At 45.5% G+C, this 14,080-nt stretch carries 14 protein-coding genes; 8 read left to right on the top strand and 6 right to left on the bottom strand.

The features are described from left to right. Position 1 precedes the first annotated feature (1 nt). On the bottom strand, positions 2-991 hold the full coding sequence (locus tag J2W69_RS04815; protein ID WP_310275119.1) for an aminoglycoside phosphotransferase family protein: 990 nt from the start codon (positions 989-991) through the stop codon (positions 2-4). A 142-nt stretch (positions 992-1,133) separates the two neighbouring features. Between J2W69_RS04815 and J2W69_RS04810 the strand changes: the two genes are divergently transcribed. From J2W69_RS04810 to J2W69_RS04780, 7 genes are all read left to right on the top strand, one after another. Continuing rightward, positions 1,134-3,407, top strand: a complete 2,274-nt coding sequence (locus tag J2W69_RS04810; RefSeq protein WP_310275117.1) for an LPS-assembly protein LptD — start codon at positions 1,134-1,136, stop codon at positions 3,405-3,407. 11 nt (positions 3,408-3,418) lie between these two features. Next, positions 3,419-4,711: a peptidylprolyl isomerase SurA gene (surA, locus tag J2W69_RS04805; RefSeq protein ID WP_310275115.1), complete on the top strand. Its 1,293-nt coding sequence runs from the start codon at positions 3,419-3,421 to the stop codon at positions 4,709-4,711. Beyond that, positions 4,708-5,706 (top strand): 4-hydroxythreonine-4-phosphate dehydrogenase PdxA, encoded by a 999-nt coding sequence (gene pdxA, locus J2W69_RS04800; protein ID WP_310275113.1) that lies wholly within the window; start codon positions 4,708-4,710, stop codon positions 5,704-5,706. Before surA ends, pdxA begins: the two co-directional genes overlap by 4 nt. Then, positions 5,696-6,511, top strand: a complete 816-nt coding sequence (rsmA, locus tag J2W69_RS04795; RefSeq protein ID WP_310275111.1) for a 16S rRNA (adenine(1518)-N(6)/adenine(1519)-N(6))-dimethyltransferase RsmA — start codon at positions 5,696-5,698, stop codon at positions 6,509-6,511. Before pdxA ends, rsmA begins: the two co-directional genes overlap by 11 nt. Next, the gene (apaG, locus tag J2W69_RS04790; protein WP_310275108.1) at positions 6,508-6,885 is read left to right on the top strand and encodes a Co2+/Mg2+ efflux protein ApaG; all 378 of its coding nucleotides are present in this window, start codon (positions 6,508-6,510) and stop codon (positions 6,883-6,885) included. The genes rsmA and apaG overlap by 4 nt, the downstream gene beginning before the upstream one ends. A 4-nt stretch (positions 6,886-6,889) precedes the next feature. Further along, entirely contained in the window at positions 6,890-7,687 is a 798-nt protein-coding gene (locus J2W69_RS04785; RefSeq protein ID WP_310275106.1) for a symmetrical bis(5'-nucleosyl)-tetraphosphatase, read from the top strand. A gap of 109 nt (positions 7,688-7,796) precedes the next feature. Next, on the top strand, positions 7,797-9,809 hold the full coding sequence (locus J2W69_RS04780) for a HAMP domain-containing methyl-accepting chemotaxis protein (RefSeq protein WP_310275104.1): 2,013 nt from the start codon (positions 7,797-7,799) through the stop codon (positions 9,807-9,809). A 93-nt stretch (positions 9,810-9,902) separates the two neighbouring features. On the opposite strand, the gene J2W69_RS04775 is transcribed toward J2W69_RS04780, so the two are convergent. The 5 genes from J2W69_RS04775 to rplU form a co-directional block, all read right to left on the bottom strand. Then, the gene (locus J2W69_RS04775; protein ID WP_310275102.1) at positions 9,903-10,283 is read right to left on the bottom strand and encodes a DUF3718 domain-containing protein; all 381 of its coding nucleotides are present in this window, start codon (positions 10,281-10,283) and stop codon (positions 9,903-9,905) included. Between the two features lie 77 nt (positions 10,284-10,360). Further along, the gene (gene folA / locus J2W69_RS04770) at positions 10,361-10,849 is read right to left on the bottom strand and encodes a type 3 dihydrofolate reductase (RefSeq protein ID WP_310275099.1); all 489 of its coding nucleotides are present in this window, start codon (positions 10,847-10,849) and stop codon (positions 10,361-10,363) included. A gap of 7 nt (positions 10,850-10,856) precedes the next feature. Further along, entirely contained in the window at positions 10,857-12,014 is a 1,158-nt protein-coding gene (gene cgtA / locus J2W69_RS04765; RefSeq protein ID WP_310275097.1) for an Obg family GTPase CgtA, read from the bottom strand. 191 nt (positions 12,015-12,205) lie between these two features. Further along, positions 12,206-12,463 carry a 50S ribosomal protein L27 gene (gene rpmA / locus J2W69_RS04760; protein ID WP_008899665.1) on the bottom strand — a complete coding sequence of 86 codons (258 nt, stop codon included), beginning with the start codon at positions 12,461-12,463 and terminating at the stop codon, positions 12,206-12,208. 18 nt (positions 12,464-12,481) lie between these two features. Then, complete coding sequence (rplU, locus tag J2W69_RS04755; protein ID WP_008899666.1) at positions 12,482-12,790, bottom strand: 50S ribosomal protein L21; 309 nt, start codon at positions 12,788-12,790, stop codon at positions 12,482-12,484. A gap of 207 nt (positions 12,791-12,997) precedes the next feature. Here rplU and ispB point away from each other — a divergent pair, with 207 nt between their 5' ends. Beyond that, positions 12,998-13,969 (top strand): octaprenyl diphosphate synthase, encoded by a 972-nt coding sequence (gene ispB, locus J2W69_RS04750; protein ID WP_310275090.1) that lies wholly within the window; start codon positions 12,998-13,000, stop codon positions 13,967-13,969. The last annotated feature ends 111 nt before the right edge of the window (positions 13,970-14,080 follow it).

Here is a 14,080-nt window from a genome sequence, read left to right as displayed (position 1 = left end):
CTCAGGCCTTAGCCTCCAGTGCAGGTTGTACTTTATTTTTCAGCCACAGATCCAACTCCTGCAACTCCGGGTAAAGCTGAGTAACCTCAAGTACATACTCGAAGACTCGTGGTAAATCAGCCAGATAACCCGACTTTCCGTCACGATGGTACAAGCGGCAGAAAATACCACAGACTTTAATATGTCGTTGTAATCCCATCCAATCAAACCAAAGCTGAAACTGCTCAGCACTAACCTCAGCAGGCAACTCATCAGTGGCTTTGAGGTTGTAGTAAAACTTCTGGCCTAATGACTGTACAAGCTCAAGAGGCCATTTTACATAACAATCCTTCAGCAGAGACACAGCGTCATAAGTCACAGGACCTGTAACCAGGTCCTGAAAATCAATCACAGCCAGACTGCCGTCCTGTTGCAGCATCAAATTACGGGCATGGTAATCACGGTGCATACCTGCCTGAGGTTGCTGCAACGCTGTGTCAGCCAGCAACTGGAAATGCTTTTGCAACATAAAGTGCTCTTGTTCATTCAGTGTCAGCTGCAAATGCTCAAGTACAAACCAATCAATAAAAATCTGCATTTCCCGAAGTAAAAAAGCCTGATCAAATACAGGTAAAGGCCCGGCACTTGTAGCACTGATGGTACGAACCTGAGCCAATTGTGCCAATGCCTGATGATAGAAGTCGCTGACCGTATCTTGTGTTAATTCAGACAACAACAAAGTGTCGCCCAAATCACTAAGCAGTAACAAGCCTTGCTCAATATCCTGAGCAATAATTCGGGGCACCTGTAAACCAGCCTGTGCAAATGCTTGCTGCGTGGCAACAAAACGGCCACAGTCTTCCGTTGGTGTGGGCGCATCCATCAAAATGTAGCTGTTTTTCGCTACAGAAAAACGAAAATAACGCCTGAAACTGGCATCTCCGGTAATAGGTTCGAGGCGAATAACCTCATCAGGAAAACACGCCGTTAAAAAACGTTGAATTAACTGCATTCGAGCTGGCACTTCAAACCCCGTCACTTGGTCAAAGCCAGCACTATAACGGATTAGCAGGATCGGGAAAATTGATTTATTATAGCTGGCTCGGTGTTCTGGTCCTTTTCACCTGTTTCACGTATTGTATTAAGTAGGTTGCATGACTCATTCTCTGATCTATCGCCTTATTATCATGGCGCTTGGTATTCCTTATTTTGCCTATGCGGAAGAGCAAACACCTCAACCTATCCAGCAATGTTATAGCGCTGTAGAGATGCCGGCCAAGTTGAGTCAGCTATCGGCAAAAGATAACAGACTGCAAATATTGTCTGACAGAATTCGCATGATGCAGGACCAAACTGCATTATTTGATGGCAACATAGAAATCCTTTACCGCAATACTATGTTAAACGCCGCCAATGCACAGGTCAGTCAGAAAAATCAGACCTTGCTGGCCAGTGGTGGTATTCAATACTACAGCCCTGATTTAAAAGTCAGCAGCAGTCATTTCACGGCTCACCTTAAAGAAGACAAAGCCATATTGGGTGAAGCGGATTATCAACTGGTCAGTCAATCTGGTCGCGGCTTTGCCAAAGAAATGAGCGCAGATAAGCAGCAAATTAATTTAACTAAAGCCAGCTTTACTACCTGCCCATACAACGACAGCAGTTGGGCCTTGCATGCAGATAAAATTAATATTAATGCCGATGATGGCTGGGGTGAAGCCTGGCATTCGGTCATTAAAATTCAGGATGTGCCTGTCTTTTATTTGCCGTACATGACCTTCCCTGTCAGTGATAAACGCAAAAGTGGTTTGTTGTTTCCCAAGATTGGTAGTTCACAGAAATTAGGGCTGGATTTTGAGACTCCTTATTATCTGAACCTTGCCGACAACTATGATGCAACTATCAGCCCTCGTTTTATGAGTAAAAGAGGAGCTCAGTTAAACACTGAATTCCGTTATCTGACCGAAGATCATAATGGCCGGTTACAACTTGAAATTTTACCCGATGACAATGACAAGCCGGCAGGCTTTGGCAGTCGCTATTTAACCCATTTCAGCCACAGTGGCGACTTGTCAGACCGTTGGCGTGCCAGTGTCGATTTTACCGATGTCAGCGATGATGCTTACTTGTCTGAACTGGGGTCTGACTACAATAACCAAAGCGACACCCAACTTTACCGGCAAGCCAGCCTGAATTATTTCGGTGACTATCTGAACTCAGAAATTCGCCTGCAAGGTTTTGAAATCCTTGGAAACTATCTGCCTTCATACGCTGCCTTGCCACAAATTGACCTGAGCTCCGCTGCTCCAACGGATTTAGCTGCAGGTTTTGAGTTTAACTGGCACAGCCAATACGCCCATTTTCGCAATGACAGTGCGCTGATTAACAGTGCAGACCGTTTACATCTTGAACCCAGTATCCGTTGGCCTTTAATCACACCAGCGGTCGAGTTAGTCGCAGAAACCAGCCTGCTGCATACCCGTTATCAGCAAAATACCGATCAAGACAATCTATTGATTCAAAAAGAGATCAGCAGAACAGTACCCAAAGTACAGATCAACGCCAAACTGAATATGGAAAGGGAGCTAAGCTGGAAAAAAGCAGATTCATTGCAAACCTTTGAGCCTCAAATACAATACCTCTATATCCCCTATCGCGAGCAGTCGATGATTGGGCTGTATGACACAGCACCTTTGCAAGACGATTATTATGGCTTATTCCGCGAAAACAGATATTCGGGTCTGGACAGAATTGCCGATACCAATCAATTGACTATAGGCTGGACAACTCGTTTGTATGACTCACAGGATAATGAGTTGTTCCGCTTTAGTCTGGGTCAGATTGTATTCCTGGATGATCCGCAGCCCATAGACAACTTACTGCCAGACGCCAAACAACCTGCTGATTCGGTTCTGGCCTCTGAGCTGTTGTGGAACTGGAGTGAAGGCTGGTACTTAAATACCGCATTGCAGTATGATTCCAGCAATGAGCGTATGGTGAAAAGCAACGTCACTTTGGATTACATAGCAGATGATAAAAGTCTGATCCAATTGAACCACCGCTACAGTCGGGAGGTCTCAGACTACGAAATTGCACAGCTGGGCTTTTTAGGCACCACACCTATTGATGATAAATGGAAACTGATTGCCAGTTATTATCGTGACATCAACAAGCATCATATGATAGAAGCTAACCTTGGTTTGCAATATGAATCCTGTTGCTGGGCAATTCGAGTGGTTGCTAAGCGCCAAATCAATACCAACCTTGAATTGGCACTGAATGATTTGTCCCAACCTCCTACTTTTGATAACGGTATAGCCGTACAATTTGTATTAAAAGGTTTTGGTGAGGGGGCAGGTTTCTCAGTCAACGACATGTTATCGAACGGAATTTTTGGTTATAGACGCCCATATTTACTAAATAATTAATGTAGGAACCTATGAAGTTACAACTTTTGATTGCCAGCTCTGTGGCCGCATTTCTGGTCTTTTCGAGCCAGGCGGCAGAACAAAAGATCGACGGTGTTGCAGCCATAGTCAACAACGGTGTCGTATTGGATACTGAAGTGACAGATATGGTCAACAAGGTGAAACGCAATGCGCAAAGCCAGGGACAGACCTTACCTTCAGACCGGGCTTTACGCACTCAGGCACTGGAACGGTTAATCAGCAATAGCTTACAGATGCAAATGGCTAGCCGTATGGGCTTGCAAATCACTGACCCACAATTGGATCAGGCGCTGGAAAACGTTGCCCGCGGCGAAAATCTGACGATGGAACAATTTCGTCAGCGCATAGTGGCTGAAGAAGGTGACTATCAGCAATTCCGCGAACGTTTCCGTGAAGAAATCACCACAGGTGAAGTATTACGAGCCAACGTGCAACGCCGCATCTACATCAGCCCACAGGAAATAGACAGCCTGATGAAAGTGATGGAAGAACAAGGCGCATCCAATGAGCAATACAATATAGGTCATATTCTGATTTCTATTCCAAATCAGGGCAGCACTGAAGAAATCACCGACGCTAAAGATCGCGCCGACAAAGTGATGAAGTTGTTACGTGAAGGCAGTGATTTCAAAAGACTGGCTATAGCGTCATCCTCTGATAGTTCTGCACTGGACGGTGGTGATATGGGCTGGATGAATATCAACGAAATGCCAACTTTGTTCTCCGATGCGATTCGTGGCAAAAAGAAAACCGACGTAATAGGCCCTTTGCGCTCTGGTGCTGGTTTTCATATTCTGACTATTTTTGATATTCGTGGCGCCAACGTTGCCGAAGCGAACGAAGTTAAATCACGCCATGTCTTGATCAAACCATCCATTATCATGAGTGAAGAAAAAGCCCGTGACACCTTGAAGCAATTTGTTGCCGACTTTAAAGCAGACAAAGCGGATTTCGCCGAATTCGCCAGCGCAAACTCTGAAGACCCTGGTTCCAAGTTGAAAGGTGGTGATTTAGGTTGGGCAGATCCAGCTATGTACGTTCCCGCCTTCCGCGATACGTTAAATGCCCTGCAATTGCAGGAAATCAGCGAACCTTTCCGCACAGAACATGGCTGGCACGTAGTGCAGTTATTAGAGAAACGTGTAGTAGACATGACTGCAGAGAAAAAGCAGGATCAAGTGTATCGCATGTTGTTTAACCGCCGCTTTAACGAAGAACAGGCCAATTTTTTGCGCGAACTGCGTGATCAGGCCTATATCGAAATACTGGCAGACACTGAATGACATTAAGGATAGCAATCACCCCAGGTGAGCCAGCCGGTATAGGCCCTGATCTGGTGGTGATGTTGGCGCAAAAAGACTGGCCAGTGCAACTGGTCGTCTGTGCCAACGCAGAAGTTTTACGACAAAGAGCGGCAGTATTAAACCTGCCGCTTAAGCTTTTACCTTATGAGCCAAATCAACCCGCACAGCCTCAGCAAGCTGGCACTTTGACCTGTGTCGATTTCACGCCAGAAGCAGCAGTGATCGCTGGGCAGTTGAATGAAGCCAATGGGCGTTATGTAGTAGACACCTTACGATACGTCGGTGAAAAGTCCATGTCTGGCGAATTTGATGCCATAGTCACAGGCCCGGTGCATAAAGGTATTATCAATAAAGCAGGTATTCCCTTTAGCGGTCATACCGAATATTTCGCTCATCTGTCGAATACGCCTTATGTGGTCATGATGCTGGCCACTGAAGGTTTGCGTGTTGCACTGGCAACAACCCATATACCACTGGCCTATGTGGCCAAAGCCATCACCAAAGAGCGCTTGCACAAAGTGATTTCGGTATTACATCACGACTTACAAACCAAGTTTGCCATCGCCTCTCCCGTTATTTATGTCTGCGGTTTAAATCCGCACGCCGGGGAAGACGGGCATCTGGGCCGCGAAGAAATAGATATCATCAGCCCGGCTTTGGAAGAATTACGTTTACAAGGTATGAACCTGATAGGTCCCTTGCCTGCCGATACCTTGTTTCAGGCTAAATATCTGGACCATGCCGACGCTGTCTTAGCTATGTACCATGATCAGGGCTTACCTGTGTTGAAACATAAAGGCTTTGGCCGTTCGGTGAATATCAGCCTTGGTTTACCTTTAATCAGAACCTCAGTCGATCATGGTACTGCGCTGGATTTAGCCGGCACAGGAAAAGCCGACCCCGGAAGTTTATTCCATGCCCTGGAACAAGCCATTTATTTAGCGCAAAGAGCCAAGTTATCACATGACAGATAAAGTACACCTGGGACACACAGCCCGAAAACGTTTTGGTCAGAACTTCTTACACGACCCTGTCGTCATTGAACGTATTGTGAAAGCCATCAGCCCAAAACCAACGGATCTACTGGTCGAAATTGGCCCGGGTTTAGGTGCGATCACTGAGCCTGTTGTCGAAAAATCCGGGCATTTGACCGTGATAGAACTGGACAGAGATCTCGCCCAGCGTTTACAGGAACATCCTGTGCTGGCAGATAGGCTGACTATCCATCAGGCTGATGCGATGAAATTTGATTTTCGTCAGTTAGTACAACCAGGCAAAAAGTTAAAAGTATTCGGTAATTTGCCTTACAACATCTCTACTCCGCTGTTATTTCACCTCTTTGACTATGCAGACGACATTGAAAACATGCATTTTATGCTACAAAAAGAAGTGGTAGAGCGTATGACAGCTGGTCATGGTTCCAAAACCTATGGCCGTTTATCTGTGATGACCCAGTTTTTTTGTCATGCAATGCCTGTGGTAGAAGTGGGACCTGGCGCCTTTAAACCAGCTCCTAAAGTGCATTCAGCCGTGGTGCGGCTTATCCCGAAACCAAGTTCAGAACGTCAGGATGTGCCTGTTGCTGTATTAAACAGAGTCTGTCTGGAAGCCTTTAACCAGCGCCGTAAAACTTTGCGTAACTGCTTTAGCAACTTTGCAACAGCGGAGCAAATTATCGAAATGGGAATAGATCCAACCTTGCGCCCAGAACAATTAAGTGTGGAGCAATTTATTGGTATCGCCCGTTGGCTGCATCAGCACGAGCAACAACAATTATGAGTTTGAGTTTTGAAATTCCTGTCTCAATCGAGACATTTTATGTGGCAGCTCAATCGGATCCTGCTTTAAACAGGTATGTTTTTGCATACACTGTTACCATTAAAAACCATAGCACTGAAACAGTGCAGTTACTCAGACGCTATTGGCTTATCACAGACGCCAATGGCAAAGAAACTGAAGTACATGGTGAGGGTGTGGTGGGTGAACAACCTCAATTGGCGCCAGGTTCAAGTTACAGCTATACCAGTGGTGCAGTGCTGGAAACTCCGGTAGGCACTATGCAGGGCCATTACGAAATGACCAGCCAAAGCCAGCTCTGTTTTAAAGCTGCTATTCCTTTGTTTCGTTTAGCTCTGCCCAATATTCTGAATTGATCTTATGGCAAGTTACGTCATTGGAGATGTTCAGGGCTGCTTTAAGCAGTTGCAGTCGCTGTTAATTGAAATCCAGTTTGATCCAAAGCTGGATGAATTATGGTTTTGTGGCGATTTGGTGGCACGTGGTCCAGACTCACTAGCGACCTTGCGTTTTATCCGGTCTTTAGGAAATAAAGCCAAAACAGTACTGGGAAATCATGATTTGCATTTTTTAGCCTGCGTTTATGGTTTTGCCACAACAGATCCTAAAGACCAACTGGATGAGTTACTGCAAGCGTCTGATCTGCCTGAACTGGTAGATTGGCTGCAGCAACAACCTCTGCTACATTTTGAGCCAGAGCGTAACCTTTTACTGGTCCACGCCGGATTGGCACCGGGTTGGGGTCTACAGTCTGCTTTGGACACAGCTGCAGAAGTAAGCCAAGTGTTAAGAGAAACACCCGAAACACTATTTGCAGTGATGTATGGCAATACGCCAGCACTTTGGTCTGAAGTGAAAACCAATGAAGACCGCTGGCGTTTCGCCATTAACAGTTGTACCAGGATGCGTTTTTGTCTTTCAAATGGAGCACTTGAACTCAAAGAAAAGCGCCATCCGGAAAAAGTAAGTACGCTGATCCCTTGGTATGAATTCTGGAAACACAGACCACACCCACAGATCTTTTTTGGTCATTGGGCCTCTTTGATGGGATATAGTCCTGTTGAAGGAATTTATGCGCTGGATACTGGTTGTGTTTGGGGAAATTGTTTAACCGCCTATTGTATTGAGACGGCACAGCGTTATAGTGTTTCTGACTAAAAATAACGCTATAATGCGACGTTGTTTCAAAATGTTCTATTTTGAATTGTTTATTGTGTGGTGACAGGGTCAATGATGCCCTTTTAGCCTGGATACTGGGAGTAAAGTTATGAAGTTAACGGTAGCACTTCGGATTATTGGTGGTTTTGGTGTTATTTCACTGCTACTACTTGTGATCGGTATTACCTCGTACATGAGCTTGAATAGTATCAATGCCTCAACCACGCAAGTAAATGAAATCTCTATCCCGGCACTTGAGAATAGTGCTGTGCTGCAAAGTGAGTTCGTCAAAATGAGCAAAATCAGTTTGCAGGCTTTTTATGCAACTGAAGTAAAACAAGTCAAAGAATTTGAGAACCAGTTCGGTGCAGAACAGGTTTTATATGAGACTGCAGCAAAAGCATTACAAACTGTAGTTTCAGAAGAAGAAACTCTGGCGAACTCTTTTAAAGAAGTTTCAGCCGCTTACACCGACTTCACTCCTATCAGTAAAAAGCTTTTCGCTGAATTAAGTAAAAGCCTGAGCTTACGCGATCAAATTGCTTCACAGTTGTCTGATGTTGAATTAAATTCAGATGATTCTGCCTCTTTGTTATTGGATTTCAGTGACGTCAGAGACGTGACCCGTCGTTTTCCTGAAGCGAGCAAAGCAGCCACTGAACTGGAAACAGGTTTAAACACTCTGGTAAGCGTAGTGGTTGATTTGACCCGAACCACCTCAGCAACAACAGCTGAGACTATTGCTAACGAAGTAACTTCACGGTTAGCTGGTGTAAATCAGCAGATAAACGTCATAAAAACTGAAGCTGGTGCTAACGTTGATATGGTCGCCGATTTAGACGAGAAAATCTCTGCTATTAATGAATTACTTGCTGGTGACGAAGGTATCTTAGCCTTAAAAGCAAAAATGCTGGCAGCTTCTGCCGAAGCGCAAAAACTACTGGTTCAGGCTGAAAGTCACAACAAGACAGCCTTGGATGGTTTAAACCGTTTGTTATCCAGAGCCCGCACTGTGGCTGGCGAGATCCAGGCTGGAGCTCAGTCTGATGTATCAGGTGCCATTACAACCATTTTCATTGTAGTGCTGATATCCATTGGTTTGGCTGTAGGTATCGCCATGGTAACAGTACGCAGCATCACAGTTCCATTGTCGAAAGTGAACGAAATTTTAGGTGTAGTGGCTTCAGGTGACTTAACCAAACGTCTGGATGATAAAGCTCAGGATGAATTTGGCGACCTGGCGCGTAACTGTAATCAGGTTATCACCAACTTACGCCAGTTAATTCAGGGCATCATTTCCCGTTCGACTCAACTTGCAGCTGCTTCAGAACAAACATCAGCTATTACAGTAGAAACAACTGCCGCTATTCGTGAGCAGAAGTCTCAGGTCACTCAGGCAGCGACAGCGACCACTGAGATGAGCAGCACCTCACAAGGGGTAATGCAAAGTTCGAACGACGCATTGGCTGAAATTAAAAATGCTGACGGTGAAGCTGAGCGTGTCAAAGTTATCTCTGAAAACAACAAACAAACCATACTGCAGTTGTCTAAAGAAGTAGATCAGGCTTCTACCGTGATCAACAAATTGCATAAAGACAGTGCTTCAATCGGCAGTATCCTTGATGTAATTCGTGGCATTGCAGAACAAACTAACTTGCTGGCATTAAATGCGGCCATTGAAGCAGCCCGTGCCGGCGAACAAGGTCGTGGTTTTGCGGTAGTAGCTGATGAAGTTCGTTCATTAGCCAGCAAAACTCAGGCTTCGACTCAGGAAATTCAGGCCATGATCCAGGTCTTGCAAACCGGTGCTCATGCTGCTGTAGAAGCGATGAACAAAGGTAAAAAGCAGGCAGAGAACTGTGTGACTCAAACTGAAGTGGCAGCACAAGCCTTGGAATCTATCACCAATGCGGTGCATCTGGCCCATGATATGAGCGAACAAATATCTCATGCTGCTAAAGAGCAGAATCAGGTATCAAACGAAATCAGCCACTTATTAGAATCTATAGTCACTATTGCTGAACAAACAGCGTCTGGTGCAGAGCAAACCTCTCAGTCCAGTCATGAAGTGGCTCGTTTAGCTGAAGAGTTACGTCAATCGGTAGACCAGTTCAAAGTCTGAACTGGTTAGCTCCGATTACCCATAGCGGATTTTACTGTCCTGTTGAATATAAAAAAATCCGCCATCAGGCGGATTTTTTTATTGGGATAACGACTACTCGCCGCCACCCGCTCGTTCTTTTATGACGGTTAGCAAAGGAGAGGCTGCAAAACCATTGCCTTCTGCCCATGCCACATCACCTGATGCAGCAACCTGAGCAGCTGGTAACTGCTTCACAATAAATTCGCCTACATCTGCTGCGTTATTTCTTATTGCAAAACGAACCAGACTGTCACCGTTACAGGTCACGCCATCATAGATGTTACGTAAGCGCAGACGGTAATCACTTAATACTTTCCGTAATCTATTCTTATCGTCAGCCTTGACATAATCACACATCGAAGCCGCTAACTGGTCGTCAGCATGCACCACCGGGGACACTAATACTGCACCTGCCACCACTACACCACAGAACACTGCTGGCAACAATTTCATACATTACTCCTGAAGCAGTCAAAAAACAGACAAAAGTATAGTAACAACATGTAGCAACAGGTGCAATGAAGACTTGTTCATTCTCTGTTCAGGGTGCGAAAGCGGTAAAAGTAGGGATTTTGTGGGTCGGGTTGATGCTGTTCTGATGCAGACTGACACCAGCTTGCTTCAGCCAGATAATCAGGAAAAAAGGCATCTCCTTCAACGGTCAAATCAATATCAGTGATATAAAGCGTATCGGCCAGAGGCAGCACCTGACGGTATATCTCGGCACCGCCTATAATCATCACCTCAGCCTCATGCTGCACTAAAGCCAAAGCCTGTTCAATACTCTGAACCCAGTCAGCATCAGCGCTAAGCGCGCCGCTCTGACGGCTGATGACTATATTGCGCCGCCCGGGCAGGGCCTTACCAATAGACTGATAGGTCTTGCGGCCCATAATCACCGGCTTGCCTAAAGTCACTTTTTTAAAATGCTTCAGATCAGCCGGTAAATGCCAGGGCATCTGGTTATCTTTGCCAATTACTCTGTTATTGGCCATAGCCGCAATCATTGCAATCCGCATTGTCACCTCAGCGCTTGTAAATTACTTCAACGTCGTAATCGTCTTCATCGAAATCATCATCTTCATCCAGATCATCAGCTACTGCTAACACATCCTGATGATAATCATCCCATTTGAAGTTTACAGCGTCTTCAATCTGCTCTCTTGGTTTTTCAACCGGCAGTAATTCAATATAATTCAGAATATCTGCAGCCAAACGTTCCGTATTAGTGCGACTCGCTGCAGCTATTGAATGTACAGGACCTTCCCAGTTGATGGCTTTAGTGACACGTTCGATCACTTCTTCTAATTCATCTTCCAGTACTAAATCCAGTTTATTAAAGACTAACCAACGTGGTTTATTAGCCAGCTTGTCACTGTATTTATCCAATTCTTTCAAAATAGTCACAGCGTTTTCAGCTGGATCTGAGCCATCTGCCGGTAACACATCAACAACGTGCAACAATAAACGACAACGTTCTAAGTGTTTTAAGAACTGAATACCTAAACCAGCACCTTCAGCAGCACCTTCAATCAAACCCGGAATATCGGCAATCACAAAAGAGCGGTGACTTTCAACCCGTACGACACCCAGGTTAGGAACCAGTGTGGTAAAAGGATAATCAGCTACTTTTGGTTTGGCTGAAGATACAGCTCGGATCAGAGTAGATTTACCGGCATTAGGCAGACCTAATAAGCCTACATCAGCTAACAACAGCAGTTCTAAACGGATATTGCGCACTTCACCTGGCGTACCATTGGTTTTCTTACGCGGCGCTCTGTTGGTGCTGCTGGTAAAACGGGCGTTACCCAAACCATGCCAGCCGCCTTTGGCTATCATCAGCTTCTGACCATTTTTGGTCAAATCACCAATAACTTCTGCAGTGTCTATATCCACTGCTCGCGTGCCTACAGGCACACGTAAAATCATGTCATCACCACGTTTACCGGTACAGTTGGTACTCATACCGTTCTGACCACGTTCTGCCTGGTGATACTTTTCGAACTGATAGTCCACCAAAGTGTTCAGGTTGGTGTCCGCCATTAAATAAACATCACCACCATCACCACCGTCACCACCATTTGGGCCACCTTTGGCGACAAACTTTTCGCGACGGAAACTGACAATACCGTTGCCGCCATCGCCGGCTTCAACCCGAATTTCTGCTTCATCTACGAATTTCATCTGGACTATCCTGATCTAAAAAAACTATGGGCTCATTATACTATCAATTCTACCCGCACATGAATGCATAGCTGGGCTCTGATGAATTGAAAGTAACAAAACTGACATTCAGCACACTGAACTATCAGACTTTGATCGATTCTTAATAAAAAAGCCCCGCACTAGGCGGGGCTTTTCGAATCAATGCGTCGTTATTCGCTAACGATGCTTACGAATTTGCGATTGTGCTCGCCTTTCGTTTCGAATTGCACTTTACCGTCAGTTAAGGCGAATAATGTGTGGTCTTTACCGATACCAACATTACTACCAGCGTGGAACTTAGTACCACGTTGACGAACGATGATATTGCCAGCTAACACTGACTCACCACCAAAACGTTTCACACCTAAGCGTTTCGCTTCTGAATCGCGACCGTTACGAGTGCTACCTACACCTTTTTTACTTGCCATGAGTAGTTACTCCTTCGATTACGCGCTGATGCCGGTAATTTTCACTTCTGTAAACCACTGGCGGTGACCAGCTTGTTTACGGTAGTGCTTACGACGACGGAATTTGACGATTTTTACTTTATCGCCACGGCCATGGTTGACCACTTCCGCTGTTACTTTACTGCCTTCAACTAAAGGAGTACCGATCTTGATGTCTTCGCCGTTAGCGATCATCAGAGCTGAAAATTCAATAGTTGCGCCGGTTTCTAAGTCTAGTTTTTCTAGACGAAGGGTTTGCCCTTCCGTTACACGGTGCTGTTTACCACCACTTTGGAAAACCGCGTACATAGTTAACTCCGTACAAATCACGCCGACTTTTAAGGGCGTGTTAATTATAATCACAGGGCGCGAATTGTACGCAATTTCCCCTACCCTCGCAAGCAGAATTATTAAAAAGATCAGTGAGCAACAAAAAGGATCGGGTTTTGCTTTAGCTGATCAGCTGCAATGGTGTAGAATCAGCCACATTCTATACCTAAGCAGTTGTTTTACCAGATGACGCTCGAAGAGATCCGCCAGCTCAGTCTTGATGACATGACGGCCGTGAACCAACATATATTCTCTCAGCTTAGTTCTGAGGTAGCGCTGATTAATCAGCTTGGCATCTATATAGTCAATAGTGGCGGCAAACGCTTGCGTCCACTTTTAGCTGTATTGGCTGCGCGCGCTCTGGGTTATCAGGGTCAGCACCATATTACCCTGGCCACTATAGTGGAATTCATTCACACCGCCACTTTGCTACACGACGACGTGGTGGATGAATCCATGCTGCGCCGTGGTAAAGAGACGGCCAATGCAGTCTTTGGTAATCAGGCTAGTGTGTTAGTCGGTGACTTCCTTTATACACGAGCTTTTCAACTGATGGTGTCGCTGGATAAAATGCAGATTATGCAAATCCTGGCTGATGCCACCAATATCATTGCGGAAGGCGAAGTGTTGCAGTTGATGAACGTCAACGACCCGGAAACCTCAGAACAAAACTATATGCAGGTGATTTACTGCAAAACCGCCAAATTATTTGAAGCCGCTACCCAGCTTGCCGCTATTTTGGCAAATCAGCCTGAATCTGTGGTGAATGCGATGAAACTCTATGGCATGCATCTGGGCACAGCATTCCAGCTGATTGACGATGTACTGGATTATCAGGCCGATGCAGATGAGCTGGGTAAAAATATCGGTGATGATTTAGCTGAAGGTAAACCAACTCTGCCACTGATTTATGCGCTGCGTCATACCAGCGGTAACGATCAGCAACTGCTTAAAGATGCCATTGAACATGCCAATGGTATGCAGCATCTGGAGCGTATTATGGCGATTCTGGAGCGGACTAAAGCATTTGTGTACACCAGAGAGATGGCAGAACAGGAGGCAGAAAAAGCCCGTCAGGCCATCGCTTTTTTACCAGAATCTGGTTACAAAGATGCTTTATTGACGTTAGCTGATATTGCCGTGCAACGAAATCACTAAAAACGAGTTCCTTTTAAATCGGCATAGGGGCGATCAATATTGTTGATCGACCCCTGCCACACCACCCTGCATGCGGGTCCGCACAGGGCGGTTCGGGAAGTTGAGGTCATG

It is taken from the genome of Rheinheimera soli (assembly GCF_031457405.1).
In the GTDB taxonomy this organism is placed as follows: Bacteria; Pseudomonadota; Gammaproteobacteria; order Enterobacterales; family Alteromonadaceae; genus Pararheinheimera; species Pararheinheimera soli_A.
This window is presented reverse-complemented; position numbering and strand designations above follow the sequence as displayed.